The 23271-nt window shown below is 51.0% G+C and carries 25 protein-coding genes; 21 read left to right on the top strand and 4 right to left on the bottom strand.

The window, feature by feature from the left end; genetic code table 11:
• Positions 1–2 precede the first annotated feature (2 nt).
• From ACFVSO_RS12705 to ACFVSO_RS12665, 9 genes are all read left to right on the top strand, one after another.
• Positions 3–914: a polyprenyl synthetase family protein gene (locus tag ACFVSO_RS12705; protein WP_387473957.1), complete on the top strand. Its 912-nt coding sequence runs from the start codon at positions 3–5 to the stop codon at positions 912–914.
• A 114-nt stretch (positions 915–1028) separates the two neighbouring features.
• On the top strand, positions 1029–2927 hold the full coding sequence (gene dxs / locus ACFVSO_RS12700; RefSeq protein WP_387473955.1) for a 1-deoxy-D-xylulose-5-phosphate synthase: 1899 nt from the start codon (positions 1029–1031) through the stop codon (positions 2925–2927).
• 19 nt (positions 2928–2946) lie between these two features.
• The gene (locus tag ACFVSO_RS12695; protein ID WP_387473953.1) at positions 2947–3777 is read left to right on the top strand and encodes a TlyA family RNA methyltransferase; all 831 of its coding nucleotides are present in this window, start codon (positions 2947–2949) and stop codon (positions 3775–3777) included.
• A gap of 143 nt (positions 3778–3920) precedes the next feature.
• Positions 3921–4385 (top strand): hypothetical protein, encoded by a 465-nt coding sequence (locus ACFVSO_RS12690; RefSeq protein WP_387473951.1) that lies wholly within the window; start codon positions 3921–3923, stop codon positions 4383–4385.
• A 22-nt stretch (positions 4386–4407) separates the two neighbouring features.
• Positions 4408–4860, top strand: coding sequence for a transcriptional regulator AhrC/ArgR (gene ahrC, locus ACFVSO_RS12685; protein WP_387473949.1), 453 nt, complete (start codon positions 4408–4410; stop codon positions 4858–4860).
• 33 nt (positions 4861–4893) lie between these two features.
• Complete coding sequence (recN, locus tag ACFVSO_RS12680; protein ID WP_387473947.1) at positions 4894–6603, top strand: DNA repair protein RecN; 1710 nt, start codon at positions 4894–4896, stop codon at positions 6601–6603.
• A 123-nt stretch (positions 6604–6726) separates the two neighbouring features.
• On the top strand, positions 6727–8055 hold the full coding sequence (gene spoIVB / locus ACFVSO_RS12675) for a SpoIVB peptidase (RefSeq protein WP_387473944.1): 1329 nt from the start codon (positions 6727–6729) through the stop codon (positions 8053–8055).
• A 250-nt stretch (positions 8056–8305) separates the two neighbouring features.
• Entirely contained in the window at positions 8306–9118 is an 813-nt protein-coding gene (spo0A, locus tag ACFVSO_RS12670) for a sporulation transcription factor Spo0A (protein WP_387473941.1), read from the top strand.
• A gap of 364 nt (positions 9119–9482) precedes the next feature.
• On the top strand, positions 9483–10469 hold the full coding sequence (locus ACFVSO_RS12665) for a GGDEF domain-containing protein (protein ID WP_387473938.1): 987 nt from the start codon (positions 9483–9485) through the stop codon (positions 10467–10469).
• A 17-nt stretch (positions 10470–10486) separates the two neighbouring features.
• Here ACFVSO_RS12665 and ACFVSO_RS12660 read toward each other — a convergent pair whose 3' ends face one another.
• Positions 10487–10651 (bottom strand): hypothetical protein, encoded by a 165-nt coding sequence (locus ACFVSO_RS12660; RefSeq protein ID WP_387473935.1) that lies wholly within the window; start codon positions 10649–10651, stop codon positions 10487–10489.
• Between the two features lie 138 nt (positions 10652–10789).
• Entirely contained in the window at positions 10790–11083 is a 294-nt protein-coding gene (locus ACFVSO_RS12655) for a DUF2627 domain-containing protein (protein ID WP_387473932.1), read from the bottom strand.
• 215 nt (positions 11084–11298) lie between these two features.
• On the opposite strand from ACFVSO_RS12655, the gene lpdA reads away from it, so the two are divergent.
• The 5 genes from lpdA to lipB all read left to right on the top strand — a co-directional run bounded on the left by lpdA (position 11299) and on the right by lipB (position 16938).
• On the top strand, positions 11299–12726 hold the full coding sequence (gene lpdA / locus ACFVSO_RS12650) for a dihydrolipoyl dehydrogenase (RefSeq protein ID WP_387473929.1): 1428 nt from the start codon (positions 11299–11301) through the stop codon (positions 12724–12726).
• Between the two features lie 99 nt (positions 12727–12825).
• Entirely contained in the window at positions 12826–13860 is a 1035-nt protein-coding gene (locus tag ACFVSO_RS12645) for a thiamine pyrophosphate-dependent dehydrogenase E1 component subunit alpha (RefSeq protein ID WP_387473928.1), read from the top strand.
• Complete coding sequence (locus ACFVSO_RS12640) at positions 13860–14843, top strand: alpha-ketoacid dehydrogenase subunit beta (RefSeq protein ID WP_387473926.1); 984 nt, start codon at positions 13860–13862, stop codon at positions 14841–14843. The genes ACFVSO_RS12645 and ACFVSO_RS12640 overlap by 1 nt, the downstream gene beginning before the upstream one ends.
• Positions 14844–14887: 44 nt before the next feature.
• Positions 14888–16204 (top strand): dihydrolipoamide acetyltransferase family protein, encoded by a 1317-nt coding sequence (locus ACFVSO_RS12635; RefSeq protein ID WP_387473923.1) that lies wholly within the window; start codon positions 14888–14890, stop codon positions 16202–16204.
• Between the two features lie 17 nt (positions 16205–16221).
• A complete protein-coding gene (gene lipB, locus ACFVSO_RS12630) occupies positions 16222–16938 on the top strand; it encodes a lipoyl(octanoyl) transferase LipB (protein WP_387473920.1) in 717 nt (238 codons plus the stop codon).
• Here the strand turns inward: lipB and prli42 are convergent.
• The gene (prli42, locus tag ACFVSO_RS12625; RefSeq protein ID WP_165867512.1) at positions 16924–17025 is read right to left on the bottom strand and encodes a stressosome-associated protein Prli42; all 102 of its coding nucleotides are present in this window, start codon (positions 17023–17025) and stop codon (positions 16924–16926) included. The two genes, lipB and prli42, sit on opposite strands and share 15 nt — an antisense overlap.
• Positions 17026–17110: 85 nt before the next feature.
• Between prli42 and ACFVSO_RS12620 the strand changes: the two genes are divergently transcribed.
• Entirely contained in the window at positions 17111–18247 is a 1137-nt protein-coding gene (locus ACFVSO_RS12620; RefSeq protein ID WP_387473917.1) for a M20/M25/M40 family metallo-hydrolase, read from the top strand.
• Between the two features lie 24 nt (positions 18248–18271).
• On the opposite strand, the gene mciZ is transcribed toward ACFVSO_RS12620, so the two are convergent.
• Complete coding sequence (gene mciZ / locus ACFVSO_RS12615; RefSeq protein ID WP_387473914.1) at positions 18272–18439, bottom strand: Z-ring formation inhibitor MciZ; 168 nt, start codon at positions 18437–18439, stop codon at positions 18272–18274.
• 98 nt (positions 18440–18537) lie between these two features.
• Between mciZ and ACFVSO_RS12610 the strand changes: the two genes are divergently transcribed.
• The 6 genes from ACFVSO_RS12610 (at position 18538) to xerD (ending at position 23248) form a co-directional block, all read left to right on the top strand.
• Positions 18538–19101: an NUDIX domain-containing protein gene (locus tag ACFVSO_RS12610; RefSeq protein ID WP_387473911.1), complete on the top strand. Its 564-nt coding sequence runs from the start codon at positions 18538–18540 to the stop codon at positions 19099–19101.
• Positions 19102–19211: 110 nt separating this feature from the next.
• Positions 19212–19829 carry a stage II sporulation protein M gene (spoIIM, locus tag ACFVSO_RS12605; RefSeq protein WP_387473909.1) on the top strand — a complete coding sequence of 206 codons (618 nt, stop codon included), beginning with the start codon at positions 19212–19214 and terminating at the stop codon, positions 19827–19829.
• A gap of 316 nt (positions 19830–20145) precedes the next feature.
• Positions 20146–20607 carry a ferric iron uptake transcriptional regulator gene (gene fur, locus ACFVSO_RS12600; protein ID WP_387473907.1) on the top strand — a complete coding sequence of 154 codons (462 nt, stop codon included), beginning with the start codon at positions 20146–20148 and terminating at the stop codon, positions 20605–20607.
• A 162-nt stretch (positions 20608–20769) separates the two neighbouring features.
• Positions 20770–21936, top strand: coding sequence for an alanine dehydrogenase (ald, locus tag ACFVSO_RS12595; protein WP_387473904.1), 1167 nt, complete (start codon positions 20770–20772; stop codon positions 21934–21936).
• 73 nt (positions 21937–22009) lie between these two features.
• Positions 22010–22243 (top strand): DUF4227 family protein, encoded by a 234-nt coding sequence (locus ACFVSO_RS12590; protein WP_387473901.1) that lies wholly within the window; start codon positions 22010–22012, stop codon positions 22241–22243.
• A 114-nt stretch (positions 22244–22357) separates the two neighbouring features.
• Positions 22358–23248, top strand: coding sequence for a site-specific tyrosine recombinase XerD (gene xerD, locus ACFVSO_RS12585; protein ID WP_387473898.1), 891 nt, complete (start codon positions 22358–22360; stop codon positions 23246–23248).
• Positions 23249–23271 lie beyond the last annotated feature (23 nt).

Raw genomic sequence — 23271 nt, 5'->3', positions numbered from 1 at the left:
ACTTGAACGTTAGCGTTGATATCCGAGAATATTTGAAGGAATGCGCATCTGAGGTGGAGACTGCTCTGCAAGCTTCTCTTCCACGGGAGTGGGATATTCCCGCAACGCTTCGCGAGGCTATGATGTATTCCCTTGAAGCGGGCGGCAAGCGTATTCGGCCTGCACTTGTGATGACGGCTGCCGAAGCGATTCATGGCTCGCCTGACGCACGCCTGGCAGCGCGTCCGGTCGCTTGCGCGGTCGAATATATACATACATATTCGCTTATTCATGACGATCTGCCTGCTATGGACAACGATGATTATCGCCGAGGCAAGCTGACAAACCACAAAGTGTTCGGCGAAGCTATGGCGATACTGGCTGGCGACGCGCTACTCACGCACGCGTTCAGCCTCATTCCACAGTCCGTTCGCCTAGGCGCGCCGCTCGATGTAGCGCTTGCGATCGTAGAGGACCTTTCTTTGTTGGCCGGCGCTTCCGGCATGGTCGGCGGGCAAGTGGCTGATATGCTGGGTGAGCAGGGGCTGACAACTGTGAAGGAACTAGAATACATTCATTTGCATAAAACGAGCGATTTGGTCGTCTTTTCGGTCAAATCCGGAGCTCGCATCGGGGGCGCTACGGAGTCTCAATTGGAACTGTTGACTCTATATGCCCGCAATATTGGGCTCGCCTTCCAAATTCAAGATGATATATTGGATCTGATCGGCGATGAAAGCAAGCTTGGCAAAAAGACGAATAGCGATGTCACCCAGCAAAAAGTGACGTATCCTTATCTCGTTGGCATGGAAGAGAGCAAGGCACTTGTAGACCGTCTAACCGAGGAAGCGAAATCCGCGGTGATGAGAGCAGGTCTGTCCAACCCATCCAGATTGCTCCAAATTGCCGATTATCTGGTGCAGCGGGATCACTGATACCGGGAAAAATGGCGAAAGTTTGGGAATAAACTCGGACGTATGTTATAATAAGTAAAATGTAGACGTTCATAGGACGGCTTAACTGCTGTTTTCGAAAGCGAGGAAAGCAACGTGCTGCTGGATCATATTAACGGACCTCAAGATTTGAAGGCTTTGACAGTTGCTCAATTGGAACAGCTTGCCGAGGAAATCAGGCAATTTCTAATTGAGAAGCTTTCCGTTACCGGGGGTCACCTGGCGCCGAATCTGGGTGTCGTAGAGCTGACTCTGGCTATGCATTATTTATTCAATAGTCCAGATGATAAATTCATATTCGACGTTGGGCACCAGTCTTACGTTCACAAGATTATTACCGGCCGTAAGGATCAATTCGACACGCTCCGCAAGTACAAGGGTCTTTGCGGCTTTGTCAAGCGCTCGGAGAGCGAGCATGACGTATGGGAAGCCGGACATAGCAGCACTTCGTTGTCTGCGGCGATGGGCATGGCGCTTGGCCGTGACCTGAGAGGCGGTACCAATCGTGTCGTAGCTGTCATCGGCGACGGCGCATTGACGGGCGGTATGGCGCTTGAGGCGCTTAACCATATCGGTCATGAGAAACGCAATATGATGGTTATTTTGAACGACAATGAAATGTCGATTGCTCCTAACGTAGGCGCGCTTCATCATTATTTGGGCAAAATCCGTACCGACCGCCATTATCAGAAGGCCAAGGACGAGCTTCAAATGCTGCTGAACAAAATACCGGCGATAGGCGGCAAGCTGGCGAAGACAGCCGAGCGATTCAAGGATAGCTTGAAGTATTTGCTCGTCAGCGGTATTTTGTTCGAGCAATTCGGTCTGACTTATCTGGGACCGGTGGACGGTCATGATCTTCATGGACTCATGGAGATTATGAAGCAAGCGGATTCCATGCCTGGGCCGGTGCTTGTCCATGTGCTGACGGTTAAAGGCAAGGGCTATAAGCCGGCTGAGGCGGATTCGCACAAGTGGCATGGCGCTTCGCCGTACAAGATTGAATCCGGCCAGATGGTGAAAGCTGTTGGTCCTCCGATGTATACCAAGGTGTTCGGCGATATGCTGATCCAGCTTGCGAGCGAGGATGAGCGGGTCGTAGCCATTACACCTGCGATGCCGGGCGGCTCTGGTCTGATGGAGTTCGCAGAGAAATTCCCGAAACGGATGATTGATGTAGGCATCGCGGAGCAGCATGCAGCGACATTATCCGCCGCAATGGCTATGGAAGGCTTAAAGCCTGTGTATGCTGTCTACTCGACGTTCCTGCAGCGTGCGTATGACCAGGTGGTTCATGATATTTGCCGCCAAAACCTGAATGTTGTTTTTGCAATCGACCGCGCAGGCTTTGTAGGAGCGGACGGCGAGACTCATCATGGTGTGTACGATATTGCATTCTTGCGTCATGTGCCTAATCTGGTCATTATGATGCCGAAGGATGAGAACGAGCTTAGACGGATGATGAAGACGGCCATTCTGTATGACGAAGGGCCAATCGCAATCCGGTATCCGCGCATTAGCGGCATCGGAGTTCCGCTTGATGCGGATCCGGCGCCGATTCCGATCGGAACCTGGGAGTCGCTGCGTGAAGGCGACGCATTCGAGATTTTGGCGCTTGGCCCTATGATCGAGGTAGCGGAGCAAGCAGCAGAACTGCTGAAGCGCGAAGGGATTAACGCAGGCGTTGTCAATGCCAGATTCATTAAGCCTCTCGATGAGCGCATGCTGCTGTCCTTCGCAGAATCCGGCAAGCGTCTGCTTGTTCTGGAGGAAGGCTCTCAGCAAGGCGGCTTTGGAAGCTCCGTGCTGGAGTTCTATTCGTTGCACGGTATCTACGACGTTCCGGTCAAAATCATCGGCATTCCGGATATTTTTGTTGAACACGGCTCCATCCAACAACAGCGGGAGGAAGTCGGACTTACAGCCGAGCATGTCGCAGCAGAGCTGCGTTCCATGCTTCCGCGCAGAATTAAACGGGTAACCGGACAGACTTAAGGGTTAACTAGGGAGAGTTATGACGAACACTGGGAAAGAACGAATAGATGTCTTGCTTGTTGAGCGGGGCTTTTATGACAGCAGAGAGAAAGCTAAGAAAGCACTTATGGCGGGCCTGGTTCTTGTGGACAATGAGCCCGTCGATAAGAGCGGCATGAAGGTTCCGAGGATGGCTGACATTAAGGTAAAGGGAGCAATCCATCCTTATGTCAGCCGCGGCGGGCTAAAGCTGGAGAAGGCGATACGCTGCTTTCAATTGGATATGAAGGATCGTGTCATGCTCGACATTGGTGCTTCCACTGGCGGATTCACCGATTGCGCGTTGCAGCACGGCGCTTCCTATGTGTATGCCATTGATGTGGGGACTAATCAACTGGACTGGTCGCTTAGAAGCCATGAACAGGTCAAAGTGATGGAGAAGACGAACTTCCGCTATTTGCAGCAGGAACAGCTTGAAGGTCCTTCTCCTACCTTCGCGAGCATTGATGTATCCTTTATATCGTTGAAGCTGATTTTGCCAACGCTTGCGACATTGATCTCGGAGGGAGCAGGTATTGTTGCCCTGATCAAGCCGCAATTCGAAGCTGGCCGGGAGAAGGTGGGCAAATCTGGCGTTGTACGGGACGCCGGCGTTCATCTGGATGTATTGGAGACGGTGCTTGATCATGCCGCTTCCATCGGGTACAAGCTGCAGGACTTGACGTTCTCCCCGATAACGGGGGGAGAAGGCAACATCGAGTTTTTGGCGTACTGGATTTGGAACGGTGTACCGGATGGTGAAGCTCCGGATACGGACAGGCTAAGAAGTATAGTCAAAGAAGCGAACGATACCTTCAAGATCAACAAATAAATAACATGCAGCCAGGAAGGATGCCGATCAGTTGTCAACTGCTTGGGCATCTTTTTGCTTTACAGGAATGCCTGTTATTTGATACACTAATACAAACAAACGTTCGCTTAATGGATACCGATGCAAAGAGGTGTATGGCGACGATGGACAAGTATGGCGATTGGCTGATTATGGCTATAGCGGGAGTGCTGGTAGCGATCTGGCTATACGGGGCATTCTACCGCTGGCTGCACGCTCCGGCTACCATGAATAAGGTCAAGCTTGGCAAAGGCGGGGCAATTGCTGATGATGACGAGCATGTGCAGCTTCTGGAGCGGAACGGTTACCGGGTTGTATCCGGCAAGCATGTGATCCCGATTCCAGTGGAGCTGGATGATGCGCCCCTTGGAAAGGGAACAAGAATCTACATCGATTATATTGCGGAGTCGGATCATCTGACTTATATCGTGAAGACGGCCCGTGAGCGTATGCCGATGGATTGGACAGCGAGCGGGCTTAGGGACAGACTGCTGATCTATGCACTGCTGCTGCCCGATTGCGCAGGCGTGCTGTATGTGGATCCCAAAGAAAACGTAATACGAAAAGTTGCATTCGATATAGCCGACTAACATTGACGGAGGATGCTTACATATGAAGAGTATGCGGCAATTCAAAATCAGGGAAATTATTACGAGTGGAGAAATTGAGACGCAGGAAGAGCTTGTAGAAGCGCTACGGACATCCGGCATGCAGGTTACGCAAGCGACTGTGTCCAGAGATATAAAGGAATTGATGCTGGTTAAGGTGCCGCTGAGCGAGGGTCGGTACAAATATTCGATGCCGATGGAGCAGCAGCGCCAGAATCCGGTGCATAAGCTGAAGCGGGCTATGCTGGATCACTTTACGCACATCGATTATACAGACAATTTGGTGGTGTTAAAGTGCCTGCCGGGAACAGCGAACGCAATTGGCGGCCTGATTGACAATATGGAATGGCCTGAAGTCATGGGCACGATCTGCGGTGATGATACGATCTTGATTATTTGCCGCACCAAGGAACAAAGCGCATCTATTGTGGAACAGCTGCTTGCTGTTATGAACTAACAAGGAAGAAACCATACAGGGAGGATATCAACCATGCTGCGTGAGTTATCGATTAAGAATTTGGCTGTAATTGAAGAGGTTCATGTTGCTTTTCATCATGGATTCCATGTGCTGACAGGCGAGACGGGCGCCGGAAAGTCTATTCTGATTGATGCGCTCAGCTTGATTGTGGGCGGACGGGGCTCTGCAGATATGGTGAGATACGGCTGCGACAAGGCAGAGATGGAAGCCATGTTCGATCTTTCCCCGCAGCACCCTGTGTGGAAGCAATTGCAGCAACTGGGCGTACAATACGATCCGCAAGAGATGCTGGTTATCCGCAGGGAGCTGTCATCCCATGGGAAAAGCAGCAGCCGGGTCAATGGACAATTGGTGACCATTACGATGCTTCGGGACATTGGTGAACATCTCGTCAATATTCACGGTCAGCATGAGCATCAATCCTTGCTTCGTACGGACAAGCATCTGGAATGGCTTGATTTGTTCGGCGGGGACCTCCTTCTTGACCGTAAAGCTCAATATGGAACGGTCTATCGCGAATTAGTGGGTGTCCGTCATGCATTGCGTGAAGTAGAGGACCATTCGCGGCAAAATGTGCAAATGCTAGATTTGTACCGATTCCAGATTGAAGAAATTTCCAGTTCGAACTTAAAGCCTTCCGAGGATGAAACCTTGGAGGAAGATCGCCGCAAGCTGCAGTATGCTGAGAAACGAATGGATGCCGTATCCGAAGCATATTCGCTCGTCTATGGAGGCAAGGGACTAGATGTGCTTAGCCGGGCTATTACGAAGCTAAGCGATATTCAAAGCTATGATCCGGCCGTTCTTAATCCATTGATTGAGCAGCTTCAATCGGCCTTTTACCAGGCGGAGGACGCCGCATTCCAGCTTAGGGATTATCGGGACGGTATTGAATCCGATCCTGAAGCGCTTGCGATGATTGAAGATCGGCTGGATATGATTAACGGATTAAAACGCAAATACGGTGAGACTATACCAGATATATTGGCTTATCTGGAGCAAACGATTATTGAGCGCGACAAAATTGAAAATCGTGATGAATTGCTTGAGGAACTAAAAAAACAAGAGCAAGTACTTGTTACCCAAGCGGTCAAGCTTGCCAAAGAACTGTCTCAATTGCGACAACATGCAGCGGAGAGACTCTCCTATGCGATTGAGGGCGAGTTGAAACAGCTTCAAATGCCTGCGGCGAAATTCCAGGTGAAATTGGATCGTTCAGCTGACGGTGTTGAAGACGATCGGGTGAAGCTGAACGCCACAGGGATGGATGAAGCGGTCTTCATGCTGACGACGAACCCGGGGGAGCCGTTAAAGCCTCTGAACAAGATTGCTTCAGGCGGCGAGATGTCGCGTATCATGCTGGCGCTTAAGAGCATCTTTGCTGAGATTGATCAAATTCCAACGCTTGTGTTTGACGAGGTCGATACCGGCGTAAGCGGACGTGCTGCGCAAGCGATCGCTGAGAAGATGTCTGCACTCGCGGCAAAATGCCAAGTGTTCTCGATTACTCACTTGCCGCAAGTGGCTTGCATGTCGGATCACCATTACGAAATACGCAAGCAAATTCAGCATAATCGCACCTCCACATCGGTGGCGGAGCTGCTTCATCAAGAGCGTATCGGCGAGCTGGCGCGTATGCTGGGCGGCGTGGAAGTTACGGAAAAAACAAGACATCATGCACAGGAAATGCTTGATTTGGCTCATACTTTGAAGGGGGCGTAAAGGAAGGGTTTCAGGGAATGTTTTTGCGGACATAAAAGCTGGGGTGCAGGGTAACTTAAAGGTACGCCAATGGCGACATAACCTTTATCGTCATGCGATGGAATGACAGGGAGCGTGAAATCATTGAACTCCAATCCTCGGAAACGATGGTTAGGGTTGATCCTCGTGTCCTTCGTCTGCCTGATCGGTTTCTCCACCCCGTTTCAACAATTCGCCGCATTTCCGAATGAACTTCGTTTATTCTCTGGCCAAATGAAACGACTGCAAGTTGGAGTTCCCGTTCATGCGGAGGTCACGGTCGATCCCCAGATGCTTCAAGTTAACGGCATGTCCAGACATTCTACATCCGTTAAGTTAAGCGAGCCGCTATCACTGCAACCTAGCCAAAGCGGTCAGACCAACATGAAGGTGAAATTATTTGGTAAAATTCCTTTCAAAACGATTAAAGTTCATGTAGTGCCTGATCTTCGCGTTATACCCGGCGGACAGACAATTGGTGTGAAAGTCAAATCGGCCGGTATTCTCGTCGTAGGCCATCATCAAGTGTTGGACCGCAATGGGGCGAAGCAGTCTCCCGGTGAAGCCGCCGGATTGAAGCTGGGCGATTTGATCATGAGCATTAACGGAACGCCTGTGAACGAAGTCCACAAAGTGGGTATGCTATGTGAGCGGTACGGCGCCCTGAAGCAACCGCTTGAGGTAACGTACAAGCGCGGAGGACAGCTTAATCGTACGAAGCTGAGTCCCGTCTATGATGAAGACGATAAAGCGTGGCGCTTGGGGCTGTATATACGCGATTCTGCTGCGGGCGTAGGCACCCTCACCTTTTATGCTCCTGATCAAGGCGTATATGGTGCGCTGGGACATGTGATAACGGATATGGACACTCAAACACCGATTGAAGTTGGAGAAGGACAAATCCTGCAGTCCAGCGTAACATCCATCAATAAGAGCCAGACTGGTGAACCCGGCGAGAAGAGAGCTCATTTTGTGAAGGAAAGCAGGGTTCTAGGCAATATCGAACGGAATACGCCATTCGGCATATTCGGCAAGATGAATGAAGCTCCTACCCACAGCTACAGCGGTAAGGCATTGCCAGTCGCATTCGCTGAAGATGTCAAGGAAGGACCTGCTCAAATTTTGACTGTGGTCAACGGACAGAAAGTGGAGAGGTTCAACATCGAAATCATGCATGTATCCAAGCAAGCCGGTCCGGCAACCAAAGGGATGGTCATCAAGATTACGGACAAGCGTCTTCTGAGTAAGACAGGCGGAATCGTGCAAGGGATGTCCGGCAGTCCCATTATTCAAGACGGGAAGCTGGTTGGTGCAGTAACACATGTATTCGTTAATGATCCGTCATCCGGTTACGGATGTTTCATTGAGTGGATGCTGCAAGACGCAGGCGTTCTGATGAAGTCTTCAGGAAGCTTTGACGATAAATCGGCTTAATGTGATAAAACGTCTTCTGCGAATGGAAGTTCGCGGAAGACGTTTCTTCTTATCCCAATTCGACAAGTATGTGTCGAAGGATCCCGAAATTGTTCGTTTCATGCAATAAATTATTAATTATATCGAACTCTAATAAAAAAATAAAGAAAAAAGATTTTCGACAGAAGGAATTCTATTCTGGATGTCGAAAACTTAAACTCAGACAGCGAATGGACCAACACATAAATATCATTTAAGGGAGGATTAGACTTTGCATAAGATCGAAGTATTGTTAGCAGATGACAACAGGGAGTTCACCAACTTGTTATCGGAATACATATCCGAACAAAGTGATATGCATGTAAGTGGCGTCGCGTATAATGGAGAAGAGGTTATTCGTCACCTGGAACAATCCAGGAACGTGCCGGATATTCTTATTCTTGATATTATAATGCCGCACTTGGATGGCTTAGGTGTACTTGAACGATTGAGAGAAATGAATTTGTCCCCCATGCCGAAAATCATTATGCTGACAGCGTTCGGCCAAGAAAACATCACGCAAAAGGCCGTTCAATTGGGCGCTTCTTACTACATACTGAAGCCGTTTGATATGGATATCCTTGCAAATCGTATTCGCCAACTCGTTAGCAATACAGCATTCTCGACATCTGCTAACTACAGCACTGGATCTTCTACAATTAAGTCGAATGTTGTGCCGCTTGGCAAAGGCAAAAACCTGGATGCGAACATTACGAGCATTATTCATGAAATCGGCGTACCTGCACACATTAAAGGATATCAATATTTGCGTGAGGCCATTACGATGGTATACAACAATATTGAGATTCTTGGCGCCATTACGAAAACGCTATATCCGGCTATCGCCGAAAAATTCAAAACAACGCCTTCCCGCGTTGAACGCGCAATCCGCCATGCGATCGAAGTGGCCTGGACACGCGGTAACATTGACTCCATTAGTCACCTGTTTGGCTACACGATCAACATCAGCAAGTCGAAACCAACAAATAGCGAATTCATCGCGATGGTTGCCGACAAGCTGAGAATTGAGCATAAAGTTTCGTGAAAGAATGAAGATTGAGTAATGTTTCATTACTCATGAACACCGAATAAGAAAAAAAGCCACTTATGGATTGGTTGCTCTTAACCAATGCAGAAGTGGCTTTTTTTGTGCTAAAGTCTCTACATTGTTGTATGTAACTTATGGGATGAATCTATCATTTTAGACCGGAAATCCGATTGCGCTACCTTTTTAGGAATCTGTGCTATAATCGTACAGATATCTCATACGCAGAAAGGTGAAGGCAGATTTGACACTGGTAGATACCATCGAAGACCTCGTAGCTAACTTAGCCATTGTGACGGCCTATCTCTTCTTTACAAACCAGCTAATATTGAAAAAAGTTGAATTGGGGGAGAAACTCTCTTCCATGATGATATGGAAGGTTGGCGTTGCGGCTGGACTGCTCGGTATTCTCTTGATGAGCTTCACGGTTCATATGAATGGTACGCTGCTGGATTTCCGTCAGCTGGCCATCATTATTGCCGCCATGTATGGAGGCGTCTATTCTTCATTGGTTGCAGCCATTATGATTCTGGCTATGCGGCTGTTCGCTTTCGGCGAGGTCACCATATCCACAGTGATTGCGGCAAGCAATACGATTCTCATTGCACTCACAGTGGGTGCAATATGTTATCAAGCTTATTCATACCGAAAAAAGTGGCTGTATTCCATCCTGATATGCAATTTGTATACGGCTCTCGTCTTTATGATAAATGTCGGAGAGCAATCCGTTATCCCGATTGTGTCCTATGTCGTGATGATGTCCATTGGCGGCTTGCTGACAGCTTATCTGGTCGATTTCCTCAATAAAGCGAATGTGCAATTCAAACGGAACGAAAAGGAAGCAACCGTAGACTTTTTGACAGGACTCAGCAACAATCGTAGCTTCGACGCCAAATTTCAGTCCTTGCTTCATACTGCAGCGGCCAAGGGCGAATGTCTCTCAATTGCGCTGATTGATATTGATTTTTTCAAGAAGGTTAACGATACGTATGGCCATGTGAATGGTGATGTGGTGTTGAAACAAATGGGCTTTATATTAAAGGAAACTGCAAGGGCGTTTGATACAGTATCCCGCAATGGCGGGGAGGAGTTTTCCGTCATACTGTATGATACACCGCATGAGCATGCGCTTGGCATTGCGGAGAAGATGCGTCAGGCTGTGAACAAGCATTCATTTGAGCTGACGGACGGGACAAGCCTTCATGTATCGGTATCCATCGGAGTTGCAACCTTCCCGTATACGAACAGGGAGCAATTGATGGAGCAAGCAGACGAAGCGCTGTACAAGGCAAAAGCAAATGGGAGAAATCAGGTATGTTCCAACCAAAAGGTCCTTGTGCTCAGCCCATAAAAAAATCGCAGATTGAATTAATATTCAAATCTGCGATTTAAGTAAACGTTGCGTCCGTATTTGGAAATCAGATTAGCTGCTTCCGCTTTTACGAAAGCTCGGATGTCTTGCAGTTTCTGCTTATTCGGGCGCAATGTCTCTTGCTTCTTGCCATCTACCAGGACGTCGAATACGATGTTCAAGTGGGTTCACCTCGCTTTCTTGCTCGATGTACCCATTGTATGCTCCTATCGTTACGAATGAATCAATGGAGCTCTGTAAAAATGTAAAGATTGGACGCGATCGTCATCGCATTGTAAAATAAAGAAGCGCCATCGACGCTAAGCCTGTGGCTTGGGCGGACGAGGGCGCTTCTGTTTGAATCGAGGAGCTACATAATTGCGTTTGCGGTCGCGGAAGAAGATCCAGCCGCCGATAAAGCCTGCTCCGGCTGCGAACATGACGAGGCCGAGCAGAAAGGTAAGCCAATCGAAGCTTGGTGTAACAGCTTCGTTACCGAAATCGGAGAAGTAGAAAAACAGCGAATCCTTCATCTTCAGAAATCCGAAACAGGCCAGAATGCCGGGAATAACCAGCATAATAACAGCAATAAAGCGTACAAGAACTAATTTCATACGATCGATATCTCCTTGCTTATGTACGGTCGTGAATTTATCGTTGTATCTATCATACCTTTTTCTGCGCACGGTGTCTATTTTACTGCAAGTCAGTGAAATGAACGGAAAAAAGGGGTACAATGGTACTGCGGAACTACCAGACATCGCCTGCTTATCATGAATACTAGAGTGGGGCAGGCATATAATAGAACGACATTAATGGAGGGACAGGAATGGCGATAACAGTAGATGTTGCCGTACTGGGAGGCGGACCAGGCGGATATACAGCGGCGATACGTGCCGCGCAAGCTGGGAAGAAAGTAGCCATCATCGAGATGGACAAGCTGGGCGGCACTTGTTTACATAAGGGATGCATTCCAAGCAAATCGTTGCTGAGGAGCGCAGAGGTATACCGGACGTTGCTGGGATCGGAGCAGTATGGCATCGATGTAGCCGAAGGAGCGGTATCGCTTGACTTCGGGAAGGTGCAGACTCGTAAATCGGCAACAGTCGACCAGCTATTTCGCGGCCTGCAAGGGCTTATGAAAAAGCATGGGATTGAGATCCTTCGCGGCAAAGGACGAGTGATCGGCCCATCGATCTTCTCTCCGAAGAGCGGTTCGCTTGCTGTCGAGCTGGCGGATGGAGAGATGGAGTCTGTAGTCTCGACCAACCTCATTATTGCGACGGGCTCCCGTCCTCGTTCTCTACCAGGTTTGACGCCTGACGGCGACCGTATTCTGACAAGCGACGACGCCTTGCAGCTGGATGCGCTGCCGGAGTCGATTCTAATCGTTGGTGGCGGCGTAATCGGCGTCGAATGGGCGTCCATGCTGCAGGACTTTGGCGTAAGCGTGACGCTTGTAGAAGCTGGCGCAAGACTGCTGCCGGGCGAAGACGCGGAAGTGTCGGGGGAGCTTACAAGGGCGCTGCGCCGCCGTGGCGTGCGCGTCTTAACCAGCGTTCAGCTGGATACATCGAGTTTCGCAGCGGAAGATGGAAGCATCTCTATTAAAGCATCGACTCATGATGGCGATGTTGAGTTGACGGCGAATAAGCTGCTCCTTTCCGTAGGCCGTATCGCGAATGTTGAAGGAATCGGACTTGAGAATACCGATATCCGGACGAAAGACGGCTTTATCGAGGTGAATGAATTCGGCCAGACGACAGAGCCGCATATCTATGCCATTGGCGATGTGATCGGAGGCGTGCAGTTAGCGCATGCAGCATCCCATGAAGGGCTGAATGCGATTGACCATATTTGCGGAGGGAAGCCGCATTCGTTAGCGGATCATTGGATCCCAAGATGCATCTACTCCAGTCCGGAGATTGCGTCATACGGATTGACGGAAGACGGAGCGCGCACGAGAGGGCATGAGATCAAGATCGGGAAAGTACCGTTCCAAGCGATCGGTAAAGCGATTGTGCTGGGCGAAGCAGAAGGGTTTGTGAAAGTAATCGCCGACCGCAAAACAAATGATATTCTGGGCGTCCACATGATTGGGCCGCATGCGACGGATTTGATTTCGGAAGCATCGCTGGCCGGCTGGCTGAATGCCGCGCCATGGGAAGTGGGCGCTATGGTGCATCCGCATCCGACCTTGGCGGAGGCGTTAGGGGAAGCGATGCTGGCGGTTGACGGGAAGTCAATCGCGTTTTAAGGAAGACGGATTTCTTTTTGCCCGCAAAGCGGTTATAATAAGTATGACAAGGTCTTAGTACCAGGTTATAATAGCTGGCAAACAAGGAGGAATGCCTGAATGGCCGGAATATCTTCAGCAAGTCAAAAGGCTCGCCATTTGGAATTGGGTTTAAGCGATGAGCAAGCTATCGATATGTATACGACAATGGTTAAGGCAAGAAAATTTGATGAAAGAATGCTGCTGCTGCAGCGTGCAGGAAAAATAAACTTCCACGTATCGGGTATCGGCCAGGAGGTCGCACAGGTTGCTGCGGCATACGCGCTGGATCGCGAGGAGGATTATTTCCTGCCGTATTACCGTGATTACGGATTTGTTCTTTCGGTAGGAATGACGCTGCGCGAGCTGCTTCTGTCGGTATTCGCCAAGGCGGAAGATCCGAACAGCGGCGGTCGCCAAATGCCAGGTCACTTCGGACATAAGAAGCTGCGCATTGTGACCGGCTCCAGTCCAGTGACAACGCAAGTGCCGCATGCGGTAGGCATTGCACTGGCGGGCAAGATGAAGAAGAAATCATTCGTCAGCTTTGTGACGTTCGGCGAAGGTTCCAGCAATCAAGGGGATTTCCATGAAGGCTGCAACTTCGCGGGCGTGCATAAGCTGCCGGTTATTTTGATGTGCGAAAACAATCAATACGCCATCTCCGTCCCTGTCCACAAGCAATTGGGCGGCAAGGTGTCGGACCGGGCAATCGGCTATGGATTTCCGGGGTTCCGGGTAGACGGCAACGATGCGCTTGAAGTCTACCGCGTGGTAAAGGAAGCGCGTGAGCGCGCCATTGCTGGCGAAGGTCCAACCCTGATCGAAGCGATGATGTACCGTTTGTCGCCGCATTCCACCTCGGATAATGATTTGGCTTATCGGACGAAGGAAGAAGTCGACGAGCATCGGGCGAAGGACGGCATTCCGCAGTTTAAGCAATATTTGACCGATTGCGGGATTTGGAATGAAGACCTGGAAGCCGAGATGCAAGCCGCAATACGCAAGGAACTTGACGATGCGACGGAATACGGCGACAAGGCGCTATTCCCGACGCCGGAGTCGACGCTGCTTCATGTCTATGCGAATGATGACAAGCAAGGGGGGCTGCGCTAATGGCCGTCATGGATTATATTGATGCGATCAGGCTTGCGATGAAGGAAGAGATGGAGCGCGATGAGGATGTGTTCGTGCTTGGCGAGGACGTCGGCGTGAAAGGCGGCGTCTTTACGACGACCAAAGGCTTGCACGAGCAGTTCGGCGAATTGCGCGCCATGGATACGCCTCTGGCAGAGTCGGCCATAGCCGGAGTAGCCATTGGTGCGGCGATGTATGGCATGAAGCCTATCGCAGAGATGCAGTATTCGGACTTCATGTTCCCGGCAACCAACCAAATCATAAGCGAAGCGGCCAAGATCCGTTATCGCTCCAATAACGACTGGACCTGTCCGATCGTCATCCGTGCGCCTATCGGCGGGGGCGTATTCGGCGGCTTGTATCATTCGCAATGTCCGGAATCCGTGTTTTTCGGTACGCCGGGCCTCAAGATCGTTGCGCCTTACCGTCCATATGATGCGAAGGGACTGCTGAAGGCGGCCGTGCGCGACGAAGATCCTGTTATCTTCTTCGAGAACAAGAAGTGCTACAAGCTTGTGAACGGCGAAGTGCCGGAAGAGGATTATATCGTACCGATCGGAAAAGCCAATGTGCTGCGTGAAGGCGACGATATTACAGTAATCGGCTACAGCATGCCGCTGCGATTTGTTGAACAGGCAGCAGAAGAGCTGCAGCAGGAAGGCATTAGCGCTCATATCCTGGATCTGCGTACCCTGCAGCCGCTGGATAAGGAAGCCATTCTGGAAGCAGTACGCAAGACGGGCAAGGTACTGATTATTCACGAGGATAACAAAACAGGCGGTGTCGGAGCCGAAGTATCTGCGATAATCGCGGAAGAGCTGCTTTATGAGCTGGATGCGCCGATTATGCGCCTTTGCGGTCCGGACGTACCGGCTATGCCGATTAATCCTCCGGGTGAGAAGTTTTTCCTACTGAATAAGGACAAAGTCAAAGAAGCAATGAAAAATTTGGCATTATATTAAGGATTGCGGGGCCTTTTAGGCTTGGACAGTTAGGAGCTGGTTGAATGAAAACTTTGACGGAAATTATCGTGCCGCAGCTAGCGGAATCGCTTGTGAACGCCACGATTGACAAGTGGCTGAAGCAGCCGGGAGATTGGGTGGATATCTACGAGCCTATCTGCGAGATATTAACCGATAAAGTAAATGCGGAGCTTCCTTCCACAGTGTCAGGCAAGCTGGTTAAAATATTGGTCGGCAGCGGAGAGACGGTTCCTGTGGGGACGCCGGTCTGCATCATCGAGACGGAAGCGGCGGGAGAGTCCGCCGAGCCTTCGGCACAGACGGCAGCTAGTCAGCCTGCGGCAACCGCAGCAGGACAGGCAGCCATGGCGACCAATGAGGATGCGCCGATGCGCAATCGGTTCTCTCCGGCAGTGCAGCAGCTGGCGGCCGAACATGGCGTTCGTCTGAGCGACGTGAGCGGAACGGGACTTGGCGGGCGCATTACGCGCAAAGACGTGCTCGCGTATGTCGCTTCGGGCGCTCATACGTCATCGAGTCCGCAAGCGGCACCTTCCGCCGCTGCCACCATTGATCCGAAAGCGCAGGTGCGTTCCTCTGGCATTCATTTGTCCGAGACGCCGCGTATACCGAAGATCGAGATCGAAAACAGCGCGCCTGGACGGGGCGAAACCTTCATTGATGTGACGCCGATCCGCAATACGATTGCCCGCAACATGAGACAGAGCGTAAGCGAGATTCCGCATGCCTGGACGATGATCGAGGTTGACGTGACGAATCTAGTCGTTCTGCGAAACAAGCTGAAGGATGAGTTCATGAAGCGCGAAGGCATTAACTTGACGTATTTGGCATTTCTATTGAAAGCCGTTGTTAATGCAATCAAGGATTATCCGATTATGAACTCCACCTGGGCTGTGGACAAAATCATCGTAAAGCGCGATATCAACATCTCTCTTGCCGTCGGTACAGAAGATTCGGTATTGACGCCAGTGATCAAAAATGCCGACCACAAAAACGTCGCTGGACTGGCGAAGGAAATCGACGAGCTTGCCCGCAAGACACGCGAAGGAAAGCTGACGCTGTCGGATATGCAGGGCGGTACGTTCACTGTTAATAATACGGGCTCGTTCGGCTCCATCTTGTCTTATCCGATTATCAACTATCCGCAAGCCGCGATCCTTACGTTCGAATCCATCGTGAAACGTCCAGTCGTCATTAATGATATGATTGCGGTGCGGTCGATGGCGAATTTGTGCTTGTCGCTTGACCACCGTATCCTGGACGGCGTTATCTGCGGCAGATTCCTGCAACGGGTGAAGGACAATCTGGAAAGCTTCACGCTCGACAGCAAACTGTATTAAGAGAAGGGGTATCCATCATGAAGGAAACAGAACTACATACTGATTCCAGACCGGTGGCTGCCGGATACATCGGAACAGTCCCCTATGCGGACGCATGGGAGCTGCAAAAGGCATATGTGAAGGAGATTGACCGGGAGGAGCGTCTGGAGACGCTGCTCCTTCTTCAGCATCTGCCTACTTATACGATGGGTTCCGACCGCCATCCCGAGCATTTGCTGCTGGATGAGGATGAGCTGAAGGAGAGGGGCATCTCGCTGTTCGAGATCGATCGCGGCGGGGATATTACATACCACGGCCCCGGTCAATTGGTCGGTTATCCGCTCCTGTATCTGGATGCGATCGGATTGGATCTTCATGCCTATTTGAGAAGCCTGGAGCAGGTCATTATCGATTGGCTCGGAAAATATGGTATAGAAGCGGGGCGTAAGCCGGAATATACAGGAGTATGGGTCAAGGATGAGAAGATTGCGGCAATCGGCGTGAAATTTAATAAAGCCCGTCGTCGGAGGGGCTTTATTACGAGCCATGGCTTTGCGCTCAATATTAAGTCAGGTATCGCTTCGGAAGGATTCGCCGGTATTGTGCCATGCGGTATTCAGCAATACGGCGTAACCTCCTTTAACGATCTGACGGGATTGGATTTGACGGTGGAGGATGCGGCTGCTGAATTGCTGCCATACTTCCTGAAGCAATTTGGACTCCATTTGTCCGTGAATGCACTAACCCAGGAATAGCGAACCGACACCGGCAAATAAAGTAGTAACAACAAGCGCGGCAACGACGACGATGGCGACGATACGAATCATTTTTTGCTGACGCATAAGACAATTCTCCTTTCTGAATAAAAATAACAACAGGTTACACTATATTCTATTGTAAACGATAGAGATGGACGGAGGAAACAGGATGATTAAAAAAGATCGTTTGGTTCAAGAATTTATGGAGCTTGTACAGGTGGACAGCGAGACCAAGCATGAGGCGGAAATCAGCAAAGTGCTGAAGGAGAAGTTTTCGGCGCTAGGTTTAACTCTAACAGAGGACGATGCGGCTGCCAAAACAGGGCATGGAGCGAACAACTTGTTCGCCATGCTGGAGACCGCGAACGGCGGGGACGCGAATGCGCCTACGATTTTCTTTACAAGCCATATGGATACCGTAACACCGGGCAACGGCATTAAGCCGCAGCTGGATGCTGACGGCTATATTCGCAGTGACGGCACGACTATTCTGGGCGCAGATGATAAAGCGGGACTGGCTGCCATGTTCGAAGCGATTCGCGTATTGAAGGAGCAAGGGATTCCTCACGGCCGCATTCAATTCGTCATCACGGTAGGCGAAGAATCCGGGCTGCTGGGCGCACGCGCGCTGGACGCTTCCAAGCTGGAGGCCAAGTTCGGCTACGCGCTGGATTCCAACGGCGCAATCGGCGATATTGCTGTAGCAGCGCCTACGCAAGCGAAAGTGACGATTAAGCTGTTCGGAAAGTCGGCGCATGCTGGCGTTAACCCGGAGGATGGCATTAGCGCGATTCAGGTGGCGGCGAAAGCGATTGCCCGCATGCCGCTGGGACGTATCGATTCGGAGACGACGGCCAACATCGGTAAATTCGAGGGCGGCGGCGCAACGAACATTGTATGCGACTATGTGAAGCTGGATGCGGAAGCGAGAAGCCTTGTTCAACCGAAGCTGGACGCGCAGCTGGCGGCAATGAAGGAAGCGGTCGAAAGTGCAGCGAAGGAATACGGAGCTCGTGCCGAATTCGAAAGCGACATTATCTATCCGGCGTACCTCTATCAAGATGGGGATGCAGTGGTTGAGCTGGCGAAAAAAGCGATTGTAGCGATCGGTGCTACGCCTAAGACCTTCCATTCCGGCGGCGGCAGCGATGCCAATATCTTCAACGGCTTGGGTGTGCCAACGGTTAATCTGGCTGTGGGCTATGAATATATCCATACGACCAAAGAACAGATCAAAGTAGACGATCTGGCGAAGACGGCTGAGCTGGTTGTAGAAATTATTAAGCAAGCCGGAGCTGGCGAATAACTCAGCCCGAATCTGCGTAATTGGTCAAGGGCGACGTGAGCCTCCAAGCGTCACCTTAACGGGAGGCAGCTCCTTCGTAAACCGGGACAGAAGCACATCGTCCCCAGAAGCAGCGAGCTTCCTTAAATGATGGCGGATCTCCCAGCCCTTGCCGATCAGTCTTAATTGATTCGATGCAATATATTGTTTCATCTTCCATCGCTCCTATCGGGTAGCTTGATACTGGATAGGTATGCGTATGCGGGACAAGTTATGCCTGCCAAGCAGGCGCAGCTACAGGAGGGGTCCGGATGGATACAGGGGATAACAAGCCAATCTGGCGTGAAGAAACGATACATAGCAAGCCGATCTTCCAGGGCAGAGTCATTTCCTTGCAGGTGGATACGGTCGCTTTGCCTGACGGCAAAGAGGCTACCCGCGAGATCGTGCGGCATCCAGGCGCTTCGGCGGTCATGGGCCTGATGGACGGCAAGCTGTTGGTCGTCGATCAGTACAGGAAGCCGATGGATAAGTTCCAGATCGAGATTCCGGCGGGCAAGCTTGACGCTGGTGAAGACCCGATGGAAGCCGCAGCACGCGAGCTGGAGGAGGAAACCGGCTATCGGGCCAAGGAACTGAAGCTTGTCAGCGCCTTCTATACATCGCCGGGATTCGCAGATGAGAAGCTGTATCTCTACTTCTCAGATCAGCTGGAAGCGGGCGAGCAGCGTCTGGACGAGGATGAGGATCTGCGTGTAGAGGCGATTACGATGGAAGAAGCCGACGCTTATATAGCTGAAGGACGCATTAGCGATGCCAAGACGATATTGGCCGTCTATGCGTGGAAGCTCTACGTGAATACGGGCAAGATCTAGCGCAATAGCGTCATACGAGCCCCTTTGCTTACATAGAATGAAAAGGACAACCCTCCATGAGCGGAGGATCGTTCGTACACATTCTGCGGTAAGCAAGGGGGCTTTGCGTCGTGAGGGCTCATTTTAATCTCTATTTGTTCGTTGCCGTTTTGTTCGCGGTAGGAGGCATATTCGGTGCGCTGCTTGTCAATGCCTTGACACTGGAGCAGCAGCAGGAGCTGGCGTCGGAAGTCGGCCATTATGTACAGAGCATGCAGATCGGTCTTGGCGCTACGGCCGAAGATATATTTTGGGAGCGGTTTTTCTTTCATTTGAAATGGCTGTTGCTTATTTGGCTGCTCGGCGTGACGGTGATCGGTATTCCGGGCATTTTGGTGCTCAACTTTTTGAAAGGCGCGCTGCTCGGCTTCTCGATTGGCATTCTCGTTCAGCAGTATGAATGGAAAGGAATCTTCTTTTCTTTCGTTACATTGGCTCCGCAAAATGCTATTGCTGTCCCCGCTATGATGATTACAAGCGCAGCTTCGATCTCATTCGGCGTCTACTTGGTGAAGAACCGGCTGCTGCAGCAATCGGGAACGCTTCTGCCTCAGCTGGGCACGCTGACGTCAACTGCCATGATTATGCTGCTTCTGTTCGCAGGCGCGGCCTTGGTGGAGGCTTATATTTCACCTTCTGTGATCGGGTGGGCTGCTCCCTACCTTTCGTCTCGTAACGGCATGATTTGACATCAATTTGTTTGACTTTCTCTGCGTTTAACCCCTATAATGAAGGGAACGTTTCCTATAAGTGCGTGTTCAAAAAGTCCGGTTTTCAGCACATGAGCTTATGCCTTCCGATGATGCGTTTTTTCAAAACGCTGCAGAAGATGGGATGAAGCTAGGAAATGAGGAGCGGAGCGAAGTGGAAGCTGCGTGAGCACCGGAAGTTCCGGCTGAATGCCATATTCGATGTCGAGCAGGCGTCCTGATCTGCTTCGTGATCAAAAGTGGATTTTTTGAACAACTTCTATAAGAGGCGCGGACATGTGGTAGGGGGGAGATCATGGAAGCCCGGATTGAGAAGATCAAACAACAATTGCAGTCGCAGGGATATAAGCTGACCCCGCAACGCGAGGCTACCGTTCGCGTGCTGCTGGAGAATGAAGAAGACCATCTGAGCGCAGAAGAAGTGTTCATGCTGGTGAAGGATAAAGCCCCCGAGATCGGCCTAGCGACCGTATACCGGACGCTTGAGCTTCTGAGTGAGATGCATGTCGTGGAGAAGATGAACTTCGGAGACGGCGTGGCAAGATACGATCTTCGTACGGATAGTAATAAGCATCACCATCATCACCTGATCTGCGTGCAGTGCGGGACGATGGAGGAGATTAAGGAAGACTGGCTGCTGCCGCTGGAAGAGAGGCTGGAGCAGGAATACGGCTTCTTTGTAGTAGACCACAGACTAGACTTTCAAGGCGTATGCGTACGTTGCAGGGAGAAAAACGATCATTCAAACCCATTATAACGGCTTATGCGATCCATCCATCGGATGTAGAGAGCTGAGCCGTTTTGCCGTTCATAGGAGAGACTGGCGGAATTCCGTTTCGGCGCTGGTCGGCATACACATAATTTAAGCCAATGCTGGATAAGGTACGCTTAGTAACAATCCACTTAGGAGGCGTGGCAGATGATTATTGGAGTGCCGAAGGAAATCAAGCAAAGCGAATATCGGGTTGCTCTGACGCCTGCAGGCGTCACAATGCTGACAGCGGCTGGGCATACCGTTGTCGTGGAATCTGGAGCGGGTGGCGGCAGCGGCTTCGAGGACGAGGATTACGTCAGGGAAGGTGCGACGATGCGCGGTGCTGCATCCGATGTATGGGCGGAAGCGGATATGATCATGAAGGTGAAGGAGCCGCTCCCTGCGGAATACGGATATTTTCGAAAAGGACTGCTTTTGTTCACGTACTTGCACCTGGCTGCTGTTCCGGAGCTGGTAAAGGCGCTGGTGGATAATGGCGTTACGGGCATTGCATATGAAACGATTCAGCTTGATAACGGCAGCCTGCCGCTGCTGACGCCAATGAGCGAAGTAGCAGGACGTATGGCGGTTCAGGTCGGCGCGCAGTTTCTAGAAGCCTTCAATGGCGGCAGAGGCGTGCTGCTGGGCGGCGTGCCTGGCGTTCCTCCTGCTGAGGTTGTCGTGATCGGCGGCGGAATTGTCGGAACCAATGCCGCGAGAATGGCGCTGGGCCTTGGCGCCAATGTTGTCGTGATCGAGCGCAGCGCCGATCGGATGCGTTATATAGATGAGTTATTCGAGGGTAGAATCCGTACATTAATGTCTAGCCCGTTGCATATCGCGGAGGCGGTCAGCCACGCCGATCTCGTCATTGGCGCAGTCTTGATTCCAGGAGCCAAAGCGCCGCATCTCGTAACGGAGGCAATGGTCGAGCGGATGAAGAAAGGTGCTGTTATCGTGGATGTTGCGGTTGATCAAGGCGGTTCCATTGCCACCGTAGATCGACCGACGACCCATAAGGACCCGGTCTATGTGAAGCATGGCGTCGTGCATTATGCCGTCGCGAACATTCCCGGCGCCGTTCCCCGCACGTCAACCTTTGCACTTACCAATGTGACGATGCCGTACGCGCTTGAGCTTGCGACGAATGGATTAGCGGCGGTAAGGAAGAGCTTGCCGCTCCAGCGCGGCGTCAATACGTATGCCGGCATGGTGACGAATGAAGCGGTAGCGGCATCGACGAGCTATGCCTATACGCCTATAATGAAGGCACTAGAAAGCATTGCTTACGATTCGCTGGAGCCATATGACTCCGGCTCGCGGATAACATAATCCAGGCAGCGGTCTCATACTGTGATAGGGACAGACTATTTACGGTTGTGTGAGGAGAAGGAGGCTGCTTGGCATGGTTTTTTCATTCCGTAGTTGGCTCAATCGGATCTGGTTTCTGCTTGTTTTCGCTTTTCTTCTGTTTTTTGCCACTGGCGGTTACCGGTGGCTGATGGATATGATCTCGCCCGTCCATCCCTATCAGAAGCCGAAGGGCGCTGCGATCAAGGTGTTTGTCACGGACCCGGAGTCGCCGGAAGCCGGATATGGGGCGGATCGGCTAAGATGGTTTTACTGGTACGGGGAATAATGTCTTTAATCCTCATGATATTCGATAGAAAAGAAGGATTATTTATGTCGAATGTTGAATCATGATGGAGGTCCATCCTGAAGTATTGGCATTATCCCCGAAAGGAAGTTGCAATTGGAAGCTCAATTGAATCTTTATATGTCTCATCTGCAGCTGGAACGAAAGCTGTCTCCCAACTCACTCGCCTCCTATGAGCGCGATTTGAATCGGTTCATTCGATATGTGCAGGATGAAGGAATCGGGGAATGGACAAATGTTCACCGTCATCACCTGTCCAAATATATGATGCTGCTGAAGGAGCAGGGCCGTAAGGCGGCTACGATCTCACGACACATCGTATCGGTGCGCGCGTTCTTTCATTATTTGGCCCTCAGAGGCATTATTGTCTCGGACCCGTCGATTCATATGGAATCGCCGAAGCAGGAGAAGAAGCCTCCGCATGTCCTGACCGTGGCTACGACCAGCGCGCTGCTGGAGACGCCGAATACCGCTACCGCCACGGGCAAACGCGACAAAGCCATGTTGGAGCTGCTTTACGCAACCGGAATTCGGGTAACAGAGCTTGTATCGCTGAATGTGGAACATGTCCATATGAACATGGGGTATATACAGTGTATCAGCCATGGCTTGAAGGAGAGAATCGTTCCGTTCGGCAGCCATGCGAAGGATGCCATTAACGATTACCTGGAGCTGGGCCGTGAATGTCTCTTAACCGGCCGGGAGCCGGATTCGGCATTGTTCTTGAATCATTTGGGCACCCGAATGACCAGGCAAGGCTTCTGGAAAATGCTTAAAAAATATTCGAAGGAAGCGGGCATAGGAGCAGAGATAACGCCGCATACGCTAAGGCATTCCGTAGCCGCCCATCTACTGGAGAACGGAGCGGATATTCGTTCCGTTCAAGAGCTGCTTGGTCACGCGGACATTGCCACCACGCTGAAGTATACACAGCTTGCAAAAACAAGGCTAAAGGATGCCTACGCAGGAGCGCACCCGAGAGCTTAAGGCTGGTATTCTCGCAAATTCAC

Origin of the sequence: Paenibacillus sp. NPDC057967 (genome assembly GCF_042887015.1) — a bacterium.
Lineage (GTDB): Bacteria > Bacillota > Bacilli > Paenibacillales > Paenibacillaceae > Pristimantibacillus.
Note: the sequence above shows the minus strand (reverse complement) of the source record. Positions and strands in the feature narration are given on the sequence as shown.